Below are 15926 nucleotides of genomic sequence, written 5' to 3'. Positions count from 1 at the left end.
GAGCATCCAGGCGGCGTCGGTCGGATGGACAACCCGCCCGGCCCGTTGCACGCTCCGCCTGTTATTCCCCCCAGCGCGATGTGGGTGCAGGTCGGGTCCGGAGGTCTACGGGCCGGTGGAGACCGCCCGCGGCAGCCACTTCCGGAGAGACGCGACGTGGAAGGAACGGTGTTGGACCCGGCCGGTGGGGCTCCCGGCGCGACGTCCGCGAGCGTGATGCACCGGCTGCGGGGTGTGTGGCGCCGGCGGTGGGTGATGCTCGGGGTGGCGTTGGCCGTCACGGCGCTCACGGCGGCCTGGACGCTCCGGCAGCCGCGCATCTACGCGGCCAGCACCTCGCTCATCATCGACGTCACCGCGCCGCGCATCCTCGACGGCGAGGTGAAGGAGGTGATGGGGGAGGAGCGCAGCAACTACTGGTTCAACAAGGAGTACTACGCCACGCAGAGCGAGATCATCACCTCGCGCGCGGTGGCCAGCCGCGTGGTGGACCGGCTGGGGCTTTCGAAGGACGCGGCCTTCCTGGGCCTGCCGGCGAACCAGGACCCCGCGGCGCGCGCGAAGGCGCTGGAGGGCGCGGACGCGGTGGGCCTCTTGCGCTCGCGCATCCAGGTGGTGCCCGGCAAGGACTCGCGGGTGATGAACATCGGCGTGGAGGACGTGGACCCCACGCGCGCGGCGCTGCTCTCCAACGAGGTGGCCGCCGCGTACATGGCGGAGAACCTGGCGCTCAAGCTGCGCACCACGGAGGAGGCGCGCGCGTGGCTGGAGGGGCGCCTGGATGAACTGGGCCGCCAGTCCAAGGCCGGCGAGATGGCCGTCTACGACCTGAAGAAGGACGCGGACATGCTGTCCACGTCGCTGGAGTCGCGGCTGTCCATCGTCAGCGAGCGGATCAACTCCTACAACCTGAAGCTCACGGAGGTGCGCACGCGCATCGCGGCGCAGCAGGCGCGCGTGGACGCCATCCACCGGCTGCGCAAGGACGCGGGCAACGACGAGACGTGGGCGGAGGCCGTGCCCGGCGCGAAGGACGGTCCCATCCAGGACCTCAAGTCGCGCTACGGCGAGCAGAAGGCCGCGTGCGCGGAGCTGACCGAGCGCTACCTGCCGGAGCACCCGAAGCTGCTGGAGTGCAACCGCAAGCTGGACGTCGTGCGCGCGGACCTGCTCAAGAGCCTGACCAACGTGGTGCGCTCCGCGGAGACGCAGCTGGCGGAGGCGCAGGGCGAGGAGAAGAACCTCAACAAGCTCCTGGACGAGACGAAGGCCGAGGCCTTCCAGGTGAACAAGAAGGCCATCGAGTACGGACGGCTCCAGCGCGAGTCGGACAACAACCAGCGCCTGTACGAGCTGGTGCTCAAACGGCTGAAGGACATCGAGCTGTCGGGTCTGCTGCGCACGAGCAACGTGCGCGTGCTGGACGCCGCGCAGCCGGTGATGGTGCCGGTGCGGCCGCACACGCGGCGCAACCTGATGGTGGGCTGGGTGATGGGGCTGCTGCTGGGGCTGGGCGTGGCGCTGTTCCTGGAGATGCTGGAGAACAGCGTCACGTCGCAGGCGGACGTGGAGGACGTGCTGGGCCTGGCGTTCCTGGGCGTGGTGCCGCGCATGGAGGCCACGAAGGCGCCGGGCGACCGCGACCTGTACGTGCACCGCGCGCCGCGCTCGGCGGTGGCGGAGTGCTGCCGCGCGGTGCGCACCAATCTCCTGTTCATGTCGCCGGACCACCCCTGCAAGACGCTGGTGGTGACGTCCAGCGGCCCGCAGGAGGGCAAGTCCACCACGTGCATCAACCTGGGCGTGGCCATGGCCCAGAGCGGCAACCGCGTGCTGCTGCTGGACACGGACATGCGCAGGCCTCGGCTGCACCGCGCGTTCGGCGTGCCCAACGACCTGGGCATCAGCTCGCTGGTGGTGGGCGAGGGCTCGCTGGACAAGGCGGTGAAGAGCACGGAGGTGCCCAACCTCTTCGTGCTGCCGTGTGGCCCGCTGCCGCCGAACCCCGCGGAGCTCCTCCACACGCGCGCCTTCAAGGAGCTGCTGCGCCAGGCCGGGGAGAAGTTCGACCGCATCATCCTGGACAGCCCGCCGCTCAACGCGGTGGTGGACGCGGCGGTGCTGGCCACGCAGGCGGACGGCGTGGTGATGGTGCTCAAGGCGGGCCGGACGGACCGGGGCGCCGCGAAGCGCGCGCTGCGCTCGCTGGCGGACGTGCAGGCGCGGATGTTCGGCGCCATCCTCAACGACGTGGACCTGCGGCAGCCGCGCTACGGCGACACGTACCTGGGCTACCAGGGCTATGGCCCGACGCAGGACGAGCCCAAGGGCGGGGTGGCGCCGTCGTGAAGGGCGCGGGCCTGCGGGTGCTGCACCTGGGGAAGTTCTACCCTCCGGCCTCCGGCGGCATGGAGGCGCACGTCCGCACGCTGGCGCGGGCGCAGGCGTCGCTGGGCGCGCAGGTGGAGGTGCTGTGCGCGAACCACTCGGTGGATGGCAGCGGCACGAGCCACGAGTTCCACGGGCGCAGCCCCACGCGTGAGGAGTGGGATGGGCCGGTGCGCGTGGTGCGGCTGGGGCGGCTTGCGTCCGTGGCGCGCATGGACGTGATGCCGTCCTTGCCGTTCGTGCTCCGGCGGGCGCTGGCGCAAGGCGTGGACGTGGTGCACCTGCACGTGCCAAACCCGAGCATGGTGCTGGCGCTGGACGCGGTGCCGCGCCTGCCCGCGGTGGTGGTGACGCACCAGAGCGACATCATCCGGCAGAAGGTCGCGGGGGCGCTGTTCCGTCCCTTCGAGTGGATGCTGTACTCGCGCGCGGCGCGGCTCCTGGCCACGAGCGACGCGTACGTGCGCGGCTCGTCGCTCCTGTCCACGTTCAAGTCGAAGGTGCGGGTGCTGCCGCTGGGCATCGAGCTGGACGCGTACCTGCATCCTTCGGCTGAAGCGCGCGAGGCTCGCGCACGGTGGACGGCGGAGGCGGCGGGCGGGCCGCTGTGGTTGATGGTGGGGCGGCTCGTCTACTACAAGGGTTTGTTCACGGCGCTGGAGGCGCTGGTGCACGCGCCGGGGCGGCTGGCCATCGTGGGCGAGGGGCCGCTGGCGGAGGAAGGTCGCGCGAGGGCCAGGGCGCTGGGCATCGAGGACCGCGTGACGTGGGCGGGGTACCTGTCGCCGGAGGCGCTCGCGGGCGCGTACCGGGCCGCGACGGCGCTGTGGTTCCCGAGCAACGCGCGCAGCGAGGCGTATGGCCTGTCGCAGGTGGAGGCCCTGGCGAGCGGGCTGCCCGTGCTCAACACCGCCGTGCCGGACTCCGGTGTGGCGTGGGTGAGCCTGCACGAGCGCACCGGGCTCACGGTGCCCGTGGGGGATGCGCGGGCGCTGGCGGCGGCGGCTCGGCGGTTGGTGACGGAGCCGGGCCTGCGGGAGCGGCTGTCGCGTGGGGCGCAGGAGCGTGCCCGGGCGGAGTTCGCCCATGACGTGATGGCGTCGCGCAGCTTGGATCTGTACGCGGAGGCGCTCGGACGCCAGCCCGTGGCGGAGGAGCGGAGCGATGCCTCCGTCCGGCACGTCGCGGGCGGGCGCTGAAGGTCCGCGCATGCACGGGTCGCGCGAGTCCAGGGGGGACGCGGCGGGCGGAGGTCGCTCCTCGCGTGCGTCCAGCGGCGAGCTGGATGGCGGCACTGCTTCGCGCGAACCGCGTGCGTCGGTCAGCGCTCCGCTGCGCGTGCTGCACGTCTCCAGCGGCAATCTGTATGGGGGCGTGGAGACGCTGCTGCGCACGATGGCGCTCGCTCAAACGGGCCGTGCTGGCGGCGCGGTGCATGCGTTCGCGCTCTGCTTCGAGGGACGTATCGCGGAGGAGCTTCGCGCGGCGGGCGCACCGTTGACGTTGCTGGGGCCGGCGAAGGTGAGCCGCCCCTGGCGGGTCTGGGAAGCGCGCCGCTCGCTGATGGCGCTGCTCCAGCGGGAAGCGTTCGACGCGGTGGTGTGTCACGCGGCGTGGCCTCAAGCCCTCTTCGGCCCCGTGGTGCGCACGGCCGGCGTGCCGCTGATCTTCTTCCAGCACGACGCACTCTCGGGTGCGCACTGGGCGGAGCGGTGGGCTCGGGTCACCGTTCCGGACCTGGCGCTGTGCAACAGCCGCTACACCGCGAGCACGCTGCGCAGTGTGTATCCGCGCACGCCTTGGCGTGTGCTCCATCCTCCCGTTCGTGACGGCGGCCCTGGCCTCACCGCTTCGGAGCGCTCCTCGCTCCGGGGCGAGCTGGGCGCGGATCCGCGGGATGTCGTCATCGTCCATGCCAGCCGCATGCAGGAGTGGAAGGGACAGCGGCTGCTCCTCGAAGCGCTGGGCCGGCTGCGACAGGTTCCGCGTTGGAAGGCGTGGTTCGCTGGCGGCGCGCAGCGTCCGGAGGAGGTCTCCTACGAAGAGGGCCTGAAGGCCCAGGCCGTGGCCCTGGGGCTCGGGGACCGGGTGCGCTTCCTGGGACAGCGCTCGGATGTGCCTCGGCTGCTGCGCGCGGCGGAGGTGCACTGTCAGCCCAACACCGGGCCGGAGCCTTTTGGGCTGGTGTTCGTGGAGGCGCTCTACGCCGGGCTTCCCGTGGTCACGACCGCGCTGGGCGGACCGCTGGAGATCGTCGATGCGTCGTGCGGCGTGCTCGTGCCGCCGAAGCCGGAGGCGCTGGCCCTGGCGCTGCGCGAGCTCATCGAAGATGAATCGGCGCGGCGGACGCTGGGCTCCCGTGGGCCAGTCCGGGCCCGGAGCCTGAGCGCCCCTTCCGTGTTCCTGGACGCGCTGGAGGACTCAGTGCGCTCCGTGGCGCGGGGGCTCGCCGCATGAGGGACGCCATTCCTCGTCCCCAGCTCCGTGGGCCGGGCGTGCTGCATCAGCGCTACTTGCGGCGCGCTCCGGTGTCCGCCGTGCCGGCCGTGCCTGCTCCGGCGGGGGAAGCTCCCACGGCGTTCCTCGGCTCGGGGCGCGTGGTGGTGGCCTTCATCGCGCTGCTGTTCGGCTGTCAGCTCGCGCTGCTGTTGGAGGCCTTGTCTCCGGTCCGGGTGGTGTTCCGCATCCTGGCGTTCGGCACCAGCCTCGCGCTGCTGGTGCTGGCGAAGGGGCGCCGCTTCCCGCACCCGGCGAAGCCCTTCCTGCTGGCCTTCCTGGGCGTGACGGCGCTCAACTTCGTCCAACCCGGCACGACCAGCGCGGTGGCGGCGGCGGTCCAACTGGGCATTCAGGCCTCCGTGTTCGCGCCGGTGTTCTGGGCCAGCCGGCTGCGCATCGACGAGAAGATGTTCCAGCGCATCGTCCTGATGCTCTTCCTGTTCAACATGGCGAGCGCGACGCTGGGCGTCCTCCAGGTGTACTTCCCGGGCCGCTTCCAGCCCGCGCTGTCCACCGTCATCGAGGGCCAGGGAGACGCCTACATCCGCAGCCTCCAGTTCGAGACGGCCAGCGGCGCACGCGTCTTCCGGCCCATGGGCCTGACGGATCTGCCAGGCGGCGCCGCGACCGGTGCCTTCTATTCGGTGCTGCTCGGGGGCGCGCTGTTCCTGGGCCCTCGGGGGCGGTGGAAGACGGTGCTGGGCGTGGCTGGCATCGGCGTGGGGATGGTGAGCCTGTACCTGTGCCAGGTGCGCGCGGCGGCGGTGACGCTGCTGGTGTGCATGGTGGCCATGGCCCTGGTGCTGATGCTGGGCGGACGGCTGATGCGGCTGGTGGTGCTGACCGCGGTGGTGGGCGGACTCGCGGTGGGCGCTTTCGGGTGGGCCGTCGCGGTCGGAGGCGATGCGGTGCTGGCGCGCTGGAGCACGCTCACCGCGTCGGATCCAGGCCAGGTGTACCAGGGCAACCGCGGTCACTTCCTGGACGACACCTTCGGGGAACGCCTGCCGGAATATCCGCTGGGCGCGGGGCTGGGCCGCTACGGCATGGCCAACGCCTACTTCGGCGACAACAGCGACCGGAACCAGCCCCCGCTGTGGGCGGAGATCCAATGGACGGCGTGGGTCTACGACGGCGGGATATTGGCCATCATCCTCTACCCGCTGGCCCTGCTGCTGACGATGCTGTGGAGCTTCCGGGTGGCCATCCGCCGCGACGACTCCCGGGGTGACTTCTGGCTGTGGGGCAGTCTGCTGTTCGCCTATGACCTGGGCGCCGTGGCGCTCACCTTCAGCTACCCGTTCTTCATGAGCCAGATGGGCATGGAGTTCTGGCTGCTCAACGGGGCGTTCTTCAGTGCGTACCGGAATGCGACCGTACACGCTCATCGCCGGTGACTTCGCCTCCACCGGGGGCATGGACCGCGCGAACCTCGCGCTGGCGGACTGGCTCGCGCGCCAGGGCGGGCCCGTGCTGCTGGTGGCGCACCGGGTGGAGGACTCGCTGCTGCGCTACCCGAACGTGCGCTTCGTGCGCGTGCCCAAGCCCGCCAATGCCTACCTGCTGGGCGAACCGCTGCTGGACGTCGTGGGCCGCTACCATGCCCGGCGCACGCTGGCCGAAGGCGGTCAGGTGGTGGCCAATGGCGGCAACTGCGAGGTGCCCGCCGCCAACTGGGTCCACTACGTGCACGGCGCGCATCCGCCCCAGCCCGCGGGAGGAGCGCTCCGGAGGCTCAAGGGATTCGTGAGCCATCGCGTGTTCCTGGAGCGCGAGCGGCGCGCGCTGCGCCGGGCTCGCGTCATCGTCGCGAACTCGGAGCGCACTCGGCAGGACCTGCTGGCCGCGACGGGCGTGGAGCCTTCGCGGGTCCACGTCGTCTACCTGGGCGGCGACCCTTCGCGCTTTCCCGCGACGACCCCCGTGCTCCGTCGTGAGTCCCGGGAGGCGCTGGGCTGGTCCCAGGAGCGCCGCGTGGCGCTGTTCGTCGGTGCGCTGGGAGACCGGCGCAAGGGCTTCGACACGCTCTTCGATGCGTGGACCCGTCTCTGCGCGCGGCCCGGATGGGACGTGGACCTGGGGGTGGTGGGCACGGGCGCGCAGCGGGAGTCGTGGGAGCGCGAGGCGCGAGCGCGTGGCCTGGACTCGCGCATCCGGTTCCTGGGCTTCCGCACGGACGTGCCGCGCCTGCTGGCCGCCGCGGATCTGCTGGTCGCGCCCACGCGCTATGAGCCCTATGGGCTTGGCGTGCACGAGGCGCTCTGCGTGGGCCTTCCCGCGCTGGTGAGCCGCACGGCGGGCGTGGCCGAGCGTTACCCGCCGGAGCTCCAGGGCCTGTTGCTGGAGGATCCGGACGACGTCGCGGCGCTGGTGCGGCGCCTGGAGGACTGGCGCCACCGGGGCGACGCTTGGGCGCCCGCCGTGTCCGCGCTGTCCTCCACGCTTCGCGCCTGGACGTGGGATGCGATGGCGGAGGTGTTGGTGGACCGGCTGGAGGCCTGAATCAGGCCCGGCGCTGGAGCACTTCCTCGAAGAAGTCGAGGTGCTCCCGGGCCACCACCGGCCAGGCGAAGCGGGACATCGCGCGCCCGCGCCCTCGCGTGGCCAGCTCCTGGCGCCGGGCGGGACTCTCCAGCAGCTCCGCGAGCGCGTCGGTCCACGCGCTGGCGTCCGCTTCCGGAAGGACGCGGCCCGCGTCGCCCACGGTGTGCGGAATCTCTCCGGAGTCGCTGGCGCACACGGGCACGCCGCAGGCGAAGGCCTCCGCGAGCATCCGGCCGAACTGCTCCTTCCACAGGGGCGTCGTCTGACTGGGCGCGCAGAGCACGTCCATGGCGTTGAGCGCGCGCGGCACCTCCGCGTGCTTCACGCCGGTGACGACCCGCACGCGGTCACCCTGGCGCTCCGCCCAGGCGCGCAGCTCGACCTCCAGGGGGCCTCCTCCGACGAACAGCGCGCGCCAGGGCGTGCCCAGGCCCTCCAGCGCGCGCATCAGCAAGCGCAGGCCCTTCTCCTGTACGAAGCGCCCCAGGAAGCCCACGACAGGCGGACCTTCGTGCATCCAGCCTTGAACGCGCCGGAAGTCCGCGCCCGCCGCCGCGTCCGGTTGGAAGTGCTCCACGTCCACGCCCATGGGGATGAAGCGCGAGGGCCGCAGCGGATAGCCGCCGCGCGCCTGGAGCGTGTCCCTCACCGTCTGGCCCCAGGCCACCCAACCCGAGGCGCGGTGCACGACGAAGCGCTCCACCTGCGCGAAGGGCGGTGGGTAGCGCTTGGGCAGGTTCTGCGCCGTGCAGAACACGAGCGGCACCCGGCGCGGCGTCAGCAGGGCCACCTCCAGGCCGGAGAGCACGTAGGGCTCCTCCCAGGAGTGCACCAGGTCCACGCCGCGCGACAGGTGGGCGCGCAGCTCGGGGCCGTACACGAAGCCGTGCAGGGAGCGGCTGAGGAAGGCGCGCACGGATTCGATGTGCACGGGTTCCGACGGGTCGCGCTGGAGCACCAGCGGCCCCAGGTCTCCGTGGAAGGCGCGCGGCGCGACGGCGGTGATGTCCCAGCGGCCCGCGCCCACCCGGGCCATCTCGTTGGCCAGCCGCCGGTTGAGCGTGACGACGTACGAGTGGGAGACGGTGACGAGCTTGCGTGGGCGTGTCATCCGCGCGGCTCCGACAGCACCCGCCGGTACACGCCCAGGATGTCCCGGGCATAGCGCTCGCGTGAGAAGTCGCGCACGGCTGTGTCGCGGGCCGCGCTCGCCAGCCGTTCGCGCAGGGACGCGTCCTCCAGCAACCGCAGCAGCGCCCGGGCCAGCGCTTCGGCGTCTCCTGGCTCGGTGGTCAGGACATCCTCTCCGTCATGCAGCGCTTCCGCCGCGCCGCTCGTCCGCGTGACGACCGCGGCCCTTCCGCATGACAGCGCCTCCGCGATGGTGAGGCCGAAGGGCTCCCGCCGCGTGCTCGCGTGCACGAAGACGTCCAGGGCGCGGTACACGCTCGTGGGGTCCGCCTGGAAGGGCACGAAGCCCACGCGTCCCGTGAGGCCGTGGCGCTCCACGTGCCCGCGCAGCTCCGCTTCGGAGAACTGCGAGAGCGGCGTGCGGTAGAGCGGTCCGCCCACCAGGTAGAAGCGCACGGGTAGCGTGGGGGCCTGGCGTACCAAACGTGCGGCGGCCTCCAGGAAGACGTCATGTCCCTTCCAGCGCGCGTAGGTGGCCACCAGCCCCACGCGCAGCGTGCCGGTGGGCGCGGGGGGCAGCGCGGCGAGCGCATCCAGGTGCGCGCCGTCACCCGGGCCCGGGGAGAAGCGCTCCACGTCCACGCCGTTGGGCACCACGTGCACGGGCACCCCGCCGAGCACCGTGCGCGCGTCGTCACCCACCGCCTGCGAGTTCGCGATGGCTGCCGAGGCCAGCGGATGCAGGCCGGAGAGCGCGCGACGCACGAGCGGACGTTCGCCGAGGAAGTCGTGCACATGCCACACGCGCGGAACCGGCAGCCCGGTGGTGGCCGCGCTCAGCAGGTGGGTCTTGATGCCATTGGAGTGCAGCAGGTCCGGCGCCGCGTCGCGCACCGCACGTCGCAAGTCGAGGCCGTAGCGGGCTAGCAGCAGGGGCGTGGGTGCCAGCTCGCGCGTGAAGCGCCAGAGCCCGGCCCGGCCCTGTTCCCGCAGTCCGCTGTCTCCGAGCGCGGAGAGGCGATCCGGCAGGGCGAGCACGCGGGCCTCCACGCCGAGGCCCCGCGCCGTCTCCACGAGTGGCCCATCCGTGCCCGCGATGAGGTGCAGCGACAGGTCAGGCTCCAGCGTGCGCAGGCACGCGAGCAGATCCACGAGTGCGCGCTCGGCACCGCCCAGGATTCCCACGGGGTTGAGGAACAGGATGCGCACGCGGGAGCGACCGAATCAGACCCGCCCGGGGCGGTCAAGACGATGCAGGTACGCGTCCAGCACCGTGCGCGCGTGGGCGCTCCAGGTGAAGCGCGCGGCCCGAGCACGCCGCGTCTCCGGTGATGGCACGGGCACGCGGCCGGTGAGCAGCGCATCCACGGCTTCCGCCCACGCGGCCACGTCCCCCACCGGGCAGTACGTGCAGGCGTCCGCGCCCACTTCGCGCAGCACCGGAAGGTCGCTGGCCACCACGGGAACGCCACACGCCAGCGCTTCGATGACGGGCAGGCCGAAGCCTTCCGCCTCACTGGGCACCAGCACCGCACAAGCGCGCCGGTACAGGCCCGCGAGCGTGGCCCGCTCCTGCCGGGGCGGTTGCAGCAGCGCGTCCTTCAAGCCGAGCCGCGCAACCTGTGCCTGTTGGGCCGCGTCCAGTTCGCCTCCCTGCTGCACCAGCATGAGGTCCGGATGCCGGGCTCGCAGCGCCGCGAAGACGTCGAAGAGCACGTCCAGGCGCTTGCGGCGGATGGCGCTGCCCACGTGCAGCAGGTACGGCCGGCCCTTCAGCGGTGCGAGCACCGTATCGCTGGCGTCTCCGGGAACGGCTTCGAGCCGGTACTCCGGCGACACCCCGTAGGGCGCCCACACCAATCGCTCGGGAGGCACCACGCAGTGCGCGAGCAGTTCGTCGCGCACCTGCTGCGTGCTGTGGAAGACGAGGGCCGCGCGCTCCAGTCCCTTGAGCGTGGCGCGTGCCATCAGGCGGAACCACCTGGGACGCGGTTCGCGGTGCGGCTCCAGGACGGAGCGGAAGGCATCCAGGTCATGGCAGAAGACGCCGGTGCGCTCCGCGGGCAGCGCGTGGACGAGCTGCGCGTAGGTGTGGTCCACGACGTGGAACGCGTCGTGCCCCACGCGTTCCCGCAGCAGTCGCGCGGGGTAGAGTCCGAAGCGGGTGAGCAGCCGGTCCGCGTTGAAGGCGGCCTTGCGGTTGCCCACGCGGGGCAGGGCACGCACGGCGTGGGGAATCGACGGCCGCACGCGGGTGACGGCGACCTCGGTGGGAAACGCCGCCAGCCCCTCCACGAGTGCTTCGCCCACCAGGTCCATGCTGGGCCAGCCCTCCTCGCGCGGATCCATCAGCAGCGCCAATCGCGGTGGGACGGCATGGGCGCTCATGGCGTGTCCTCCGTCCTTCGCCGCAGCAGGGCCTCCACCGTGCACTCCAGGGAGAAGCGCTCGCGGTAGAGGCGCGCGGCGTGGGCTCCCAGCGCGCGGCGGGCGTCGTCCCGGGCGAGCAGGTCCTCGGTGGCTTCGGCCAGGGCCGGTGGCGACACGCCCTCCACCAGCGCCACCGGAAGCGCGTCGCGCCACAGGGGCTCCGTGAGGTGCCCCGTGTTCGTGACCATGGGGACGCCCAGCGCCAGCCCGGCCATGGCGCTGCCCCTCCGGGTGCTGATGCCATCCGGATACGGCTGTATCAGCACATCACTGGCCCGCAGGAAGGCCGCGGCTTCACCCGGAGCCAGCGCATCCCGGGCCTGCAGCCGGTTCGCGAGGGACGGGTGTCTGGTGCACAGCCGTTGCCGGAACCCGTCGCTGCCCCTTCCGAGCAACAGCCCCTGCCTGCGGGCATCCGCCTCCAACACCGGGACGAGCACCGCCTCCAGGGGATCCGCGATGGCCTGTCCGTAGGTCCCGAAGTGACCCACCCAGATGCCTTCCGGCAGCGAGGCCCGTGCGCGGGCGCACTCCTCCGGGGACACCTCCGCGGGCAGGTTGCTGGGCACGGGCCGCCACTCCGTGCGCCGCTTCACCCTCGCGGACAGATGATCCGTCCAGGCGGGGATGGAGACGAAGACGCGGTCCGCGGCCTCGGTCACCAGCCGCAGCATGAGCCGGGTCGTGGCCGCCAGCAGCTGGTGGCGCCAGGGCGCGCGACGGCTCCACGGGTAGACGGCTTCGTGCAGGAACACCTGTCGTTCATCCTGAGGGCGCGCCGCGAACCACGCGCAGAAGGGGACGTTCATCGCCTTCAGGCCCAGCGCGTGGGGCACGTACTGGAGCAGCAGCCGGCGCGGTCCCGGACAGGCATCCAGTTCGCGTGACAGCGCGCGCAGGTCCCCTGGCGCGAACCGCCCGGGCGCGCGGTGCACCGTCACCCCACCTTCCTTCACGACGCCGTGAGGCCCCGGGGCCCAGACGTGGACCTGCTCTCCCGCGTCCGCCAGCGCGTCCGCGAGCAGCCGCGAGTGGTCCGCGACGCCACCGGCCATGGGCGGGTATTCGCCCGACAGCAGATGCCAGGAGGGCAGGGGAGCAGACACGCGGGGCTTCATCCAGGGACAGCGGGGGCAGCGCGACTCTTAACCGCTTCGCGCCTCGGGCGGGAAGCCATGTCGCCGTCCGGTGCCCGGAGTATCCTCCGGCCCTCCTGCTCCCTCACGGCATGCCCCTCTTCTCCGTCGTCATCCCGACCTTCAACCGCGCCGCGCTCCTGGAGGAGACGCTGGCGTCCGTCTTCGCCCAGACGCTGACGGACTTCGAGGTCATCGTCGTGGACGACGGCTCCACGGATGGCACCGGCGAGCTGCTCGCGCGGTACGGGACGCGGGTGCGCGTGTTCCACCAGCGGAACGCGGGGCAGGGCGTCGCCCGAAACCTGGGCATCCGCGAGGCCCGGGGGGACTACGTTGCCTTCCTGGACAGCGATGACCTGTGGCCTCCGTGGACGCTGGCGACGTTCCAGCAGGTCCTCCAGTCCCAAGGCCCGCTCACGCTGGTGATGGGGCGGGCCCACGCCTTCCAGGACGCCCGGGAGATGTCCGCCCTGGAGGACGGGCCCGTCACCGCGCGGCGCTTCGACGACTACCTGGCCAGCGCGGATGCGACCTTCATCCGCACGGCGTGCGCGGTGGCCGTGCGCACGGAGGCCCTGCGCCGCGTGGGGGGCTTCAGCGACCGGCGCATCAGCGCCGAGGACTACGACCTGCTGTACCGCCTGGGCGTCGAGCCGGGCTTCGCCTACGTGGAGTCCCCGGTGACGCTGGGCTATCGCCAGCACGCGACGTCGTCCTCGCGCGACCTGGACCGGGGCTACGAAGGCACGCTGTTCCTGCTGGAGCAGGAGCGTCGCGGGCACTACCCGGGAGGCGCCGCGCGCCGTCGCGAACGCCTGGCCATGCTGCTCTTCGGACTGCGCCACGTGACGCACTGGCTGCTGGAGCACGGCCATCGCCGTCAGGCCCTGGCCCTCTACGCGCGCGGCCTGCGCTTCCACCGCGTGCTGCCCCGGTGGCGCTACCTGCTGGGGTTCCCGCCCTGGGTGCTCGCGGTGTCGCTGCGGTCGCGCCGCTGAACAGGGCTCCGGAGCCGGTGGCGCATGGGCTCCTCGACCCACCGGAAGAGCAGCACGGACACGCCCACGACCACGGGGACCATGAGCAGCGTGAGCACGTTGTGGGGCAGCATGAACGTGCGCGTGTTCACCGCCAGCGCGTAGTTCAGCAGCGAGCCGTGGGTCATGTAGAGCGCGTAGCTGGCGCCGCCCAGCAGCACCAGCCCGCGCGTCTCCAGCCCCAGGCCTCGACCGACGAGTCCGCCCGCGAGCAGGAGGATGCTCGCGGTGAACAGCGGCACCAGCACGGCGGCCTGCACCAGCGGTGACGGCGGCCCTGGCAACACCATCAGGCCCACCGCCAGCGCACCCGCCACGAGCACGAAGCCCCCGGTCCGCGCCCACGCGTGCGCCGCCGGATGTTCGCGCCTGCAGAACACCCGCCCCACGCACAGGCCGATGAGGAACTCCGGCAGCCGCGCGAGCGGAATGGCGTCCGTGGAGATCAGCCCCCAGGCCCGGAGCAGGGCCGCCAGCGGTCCGTCCGGCAGCCGGGCAGCGGCCTCCGCCGCGAGCATGGGCGTGGTGCCCAGGGCCCACGCCCCCAGGGCGATGACGCAGAGCCACCGGGAGCGCTGTCGCGCCAGCCACGGGCCCACGAACGGGAACAGCAGGTAGAAGAACGCCTCCACCGACAGCGTCCACGCCACGATGTTCCACGTGGGCCGGTGCAGCGTCAGCCAGCCCTGCGTGAGCGTGAGCGTCGCGCCGCTGATGCGCAGCACCTCGCCCACGCTCGCGGCGGGCTCCGCCTGGAGGATGGCGCGCACGAACAGGGGCAGGTCCACGAGCAGGGACACGAGGTACACCGGGTACAGCCTCGCGAACCTCGCGCGGAAGAACTCCGTCCGCGTGCCCCGCATGCCCCCTTCGTCCAGGTACGTGTACGCGAGGATGAAGCCGGACAGGATGAAGAACAGGCTGACGGTGGAGAAGCCCGCGCCGACCAGCCGGCCTGGCCCCGTGGGCAGCGCCGGAGCGCAGGGCGCGCAGTAGCCGTGGTAGCCCATCACGCCCAGCGCCGCGAGGAAGCGCAATCCGGTGAGCGCGGGCAGCGCGGGACGTGCCACGCGCGTGCTCACGACGAGGCCCGCCGTCCGCGCACGTGCGCCACGACGGCGCGCAACTCCCCCACCAGCGACAGGCCGTGCCGCGAACGCTCGCGGACGAGCACCAGCACCGCCAACGCCCCGGCCCCCACCAGCGCCTGCACCAGCACCCCGTGCTGCCCCGTGGCGAGCCGCGACAGCCCCACCGCGAGCGCCAGCAGCGCGCCCACCGTGAGGAAGGGCTCCAGCACCTGGAACTCCAGGCCGGCCAGATGCGGGCTGCGCCGGGCCACCAGCCACGCGCTCAGGTACAGCTCCGTGAGCGTGATGGCCGTGGCGGTGACCCCAATGCCCACGATGCCCCAGTGCATCACCGCGAGCGCGCCCAGGCCGAAGCGCAGCGAGCTGGACCCGATGAGCACGTACACCCGCTCACGCGCGTGGCCGCTGGCGTACTGCTGCGAGTTCAGCAGGCCGTGCACCGCCTGCATCGCGCCCTCCAGCATGAACCACTGCACCAGCGGGATGGCGGGCGTCCAGCGCGCACCGAAGAGGACGGGGATGAGGAACGGCAGCGCGATGACGCCGAAGGGGACGACGACGAGGAGCACCGCGCTGATGCGGCGGATGGACGTGCGCAGGTACTCCGCCAGCGCCTCCGCGTCCTGCTGCATGCGGCTGTAGGCGGGATAGGCCACGCGGTTGAGCACGCTGCTCATCGCCAGCGGCACGGAGGCCAGCGCGAAGGCCCAGTTCACCAGGCCCACCGCGTCCTTGCCCTCCATGCGCCCCACCACCAGCGGCACCCAGCCGTTGAGGATGGCGGGCACGATGCCGGTGAGCTGGTACCAGATGCCGAAGCCGAGCAGCCGCTGGACGATGGCCCACCGCACCCGCCCGCGCGGACGCCACGCCGCCGCCCGCCACAGCATCACCAGCCCCACCGCGCCGCGCACCAGGCCGCCGCCGATGAGCGCCCAGGCGCCAACCCCCATCGCGGCCAGGGCGATGGTGGAGGCCGTCTGCGCGACGTTCTCCACCAGCTCCACGCGCGCGATGGCGGGGAAGTGCAGGTGGCGCTCCAGCATCATGATGGGGATGACGCGCAGCGAGTGGAAGAACAGCCCCAGCGCCACCGCGCCCACCATGGCGGCGCCGGACGGCCCCAGCTCATAGGAGCGCGCCAGCAGCGGCGCCAGCCCCAGCAGCGCCGCCACGATGGCGACGGTGAAGGCCTGGTGGCTCCAGAACGCGGTGCTGATCTCGTCCTCGGTGGGCTCGTGCTCCTGGCGCACCAGGGACGCGCTGAGCCCCAGGTCACCCAGGTACGCGCCCATGGCCGCGGTGAAGGCCACGATGGCGAAGGCGCCATAGTCCGAGGGGAAGAGCAGGTGCGACAGGGCGAGCGAACTCACCATGCGCAGCCCCAGGGAGCCGAGCGTCCGCAGGCCCAGGGCCACGATGGAGCGCTGAGCGCGGACCTTCACGTCCGAGGTGCCCACGGGTTGGGCGCCGTCGGTGACGTCCGGCGCGGAAGAGGAACGGCTGCTCATGTGGGAAACGGGGGGCTCCACGAGAGGAACTCCGGTGGAGCCTATATGCGCGCCTGCTCGCGGCGAACAGGGGGCGCGGGCGGAGGGCGCGTTCCTCCTCGTGGAAGGAGGGCTCGCATGAGACCCCGTGGAGCGGGCGGGCGGCCGCGGGGGTGC

The 15926-nt window shown here is 72.3% G+C and carries 12 protein-coding genes; 6 read left to right on the top strand and 6 right to left on the bottom strand.

The genetic code is table 11. The features are described from left to right. Nucleotides 1–156 precede the first annotated feature (156 nt). From AABA78_RS21820 to AABA78_RS21800, 5 genes are read left to right on the top strand one after another with little or no spacing between them, the layout of a single operon-like run. Nucleotides 157–2349 carry a GumC family protein gene (locus AABA78_RS21820; RefSeq protein ID WP_338265326.1) on the top strand — a complete coding sequence of 731 codons (2193 nt, stop codon included), beginning with the start codon at nt 157–159 and terminating at the stop codon, nt 2347–2349. Continuing rightward, entirely contained in the window at nt 2346–3587 is a 1242-nt protein-coding gene (locus AABA78_RS21815; protein WP_370469478.1) for a glycosyltransferase, read from the top strand. Before AABA78_RS21820 ends, AABA78_RS21815 begins: the two co-directional genes overlap by 4 nt. Before the next feature lie 10 nt (nt 3588–3597). Then, nucleotides 3598–4845: a glycosyltransferase family 4 protein gene (locus tag AABA78_RS21810; protein ID WP_338265324.1), complete on the top strand. Its 1248-nt coding sequence runs from the start codon at nt 3598–3600 to the stop codon at nt 4843–4845. Continuing rightward, the gene (locus AABA78_RS21805) at nt 4842–6284 is read left to right on the top strand and encodes an O-antigen ligase family protein (protein WP_338265322.1); all 1443 of its coding nucleotides are present in this window, start codon (nt 4842–4844) and stop codon (nt 6282–6284) included. Before AABA78_RS21810 ends, AABA78_RS21805 begins: the two co-directional genes overlap by 4 nt. Then, nucleotides 6256–7389: a glycosyltransferase family 4 protein gene (locus AABA78_RS21800; protein WP_338265320.1), complete on the top strand. Its 1134-nt coding sequence runs from the start codon at nt 6256–6258 to the stop codon at nt 7387–7389. Before AABA78_RS21805 ends, AABA78_RS21800 begins: the two co-directional genes overlap by 29 nt. 1 nt (nt 7390) lies before the next feature. Here AABA78_RS21800 and AABA78_RS21795 read toward each other — a convergent pair whose 3' ends face one another. The 4 genes from AABA78_RS21795 to AABA78_RS21780 are packed head-to-tail and all read right to left on the bottom strand — an operon-like array spanning nt 7391 to nt 12098. After that, on the bottom strand, nt 7391–8542 hold the full coding sequence (locus AABA78_RS21795) for a glycosyltransferase family 4 protein (RefSeq protein WP_338265318.1): 1152 nt from the start codon (nt 8540–8542) through the stop codon (nt 7391–7393). Then, the gene (locus tag AABA78_RS21790) at nt 8539–9771 is read right to left on the bottom strand and encodes a glycosyltransferase family 4 protein (RefSeq protein WP_338265317.1); all 1233 of its coding nucleotides are present in this window, start codon (nt 9769–9771) and stop codon (nt 8539–8541) included. Before AABA78_RS21790 ends, AABA78_RS21795 begins: the two co-directional genes overlap by 4 nt. A gap of 15 nt (nt 9772–9786) precedes the next feature. After that, entirely contained in the window at nt 9787–10911 is a 1125-nt protein-coding gene (locus AABA78_RS21785; RefSeq protein ID WP_338275854.1) for a glycosyltransferase family 4 protein, read from the bottom strand. A 35-nt stretch (nt 10912–10946) separates the two neighbouring features. Next, a complete protein-coding gene (locus AABA78_RS21780; protein WP_338265313.1) occupies nt 10947–12098 on the bottom strand; it encodes a glycosyltransferase family 4 protein in 1152 nt (383 codons plus the stop codon). Between the two features lie 122 nt (nt 12099–12220). Here AABA78_RS21780 and AABA78_RS21775 point away from each other — a divergent pair, with 122 nt between their 5' ends. Then, nucleotides 12221–13129 (top strand): glycosyltransferase family 2 protein, encoded by a 909-nt coding sequence (locus AABA78_RS21775; protein WP_338265311.1) that lies wholly within the window; start codon nt 12221–12223, stop codon nt 13127–13129. On the opposite strand, the gene AABA78_RS21770 is transcribed toward AABA78_RS21775, so the two are convergent. Continuing rightward, nucleotides 13072–14250 carry an acyltransferase family protein gene (locus AABA78_RS21770; RefSeq protein ID WP_338265309.1) on the bottom strand — a complete coding sequence of 393 codons (1179 nt, stop codon included), beginning with the start codon at nt 14248–14250 and terminating at the stop codon, nt 13072–13074. The two genes, AABA78_RS21775 and AABA78_RS21770, sit on opposite strands and share 58 nt — an antisense overlap. Next, nucleotides 14247–15770 carry an oligosaccharide flippase family protein gene (locus AABA78_RS21765; RefSeq protein ID WP_338265307.1) on the bottom strand — a complete coding sequence of 508 codons (1524 nt, stop codon included), beginning with the start codon at nt 15768–15770 and terminating at the stop codon, nt 14247–14249. The genes AABA78_RS21770 and AABA78_RS21765 overlap by 4 nt, the downstream gene beginning before the upstream one ends. Nucleotides 15771–15926 lie beyond the last annotated feature (156 nt).

It is taken from the genome of Corallococcus caeni (assembly GCF_036245865.1).
GTDB classification, from domain to species: Bacteria; Myxococcota; Myxococcia; order Myxococcales; family Myxococcaceae; genus Corallococcus; species Corallococcus caeni.
This window is presented reverse-complemented; position numbering and strand designations above follow the sequence as displayed.

Bases quoted from the DNA above. Each gene is read 5' to 3' on its own strand.
- AABA78_RS21805 (WP_338265322.1), top strand. From the start codon at position 4,842: ATGAGGGACGCCATTCCTCGTCCCCAGCTCCGTGGGCCGGGCGTGCTG.
- AABA78_RS21775 (WP_338265311.1), top strand. From the start codon at position 12,221: ATGCCCCTCTTCTCCGTCGTCATCCCGACCTTCAACCGCGCCGCGCTC.
- AABA78_RS21810 (WP_338265324.1), top strand. From the start codon at position 3,598: ATGCACGGGTCGCGCGAGTCCAGGGGGGACGCGGCGGGCGGAGGTCGC.
- AABA78_RS21785 (WP_338275854.1), bottom strand. From the start codon at position 10,911: ATGGATCCGCGCGAGGAGGGCTGGCCCAGCATGGACCTGGTGGGCGAA.
- AABA78_RS21795 (WP_338265318.1), bottom strand. From the start codon at position 8,542: ATGACACGCCCACGCAAGCTCGTCACCGTCTCCCACTCGTACGTCGTC.
- AABA78_RS21800 (WP_338265320.1), top strand. From the start codon at position 6,256: ATGCGACCGTACACGCTCATCGCCGGTGACTTCGCCTCCACCGGGGGC.
- AABA78_RS21765 (WP_338265307.1), bottom strand. From the start codon at position 15,770: ATGAGCAGCCGTTCCTCTTCCGCGCCGGACGTCACCGACGGCGCCCAA.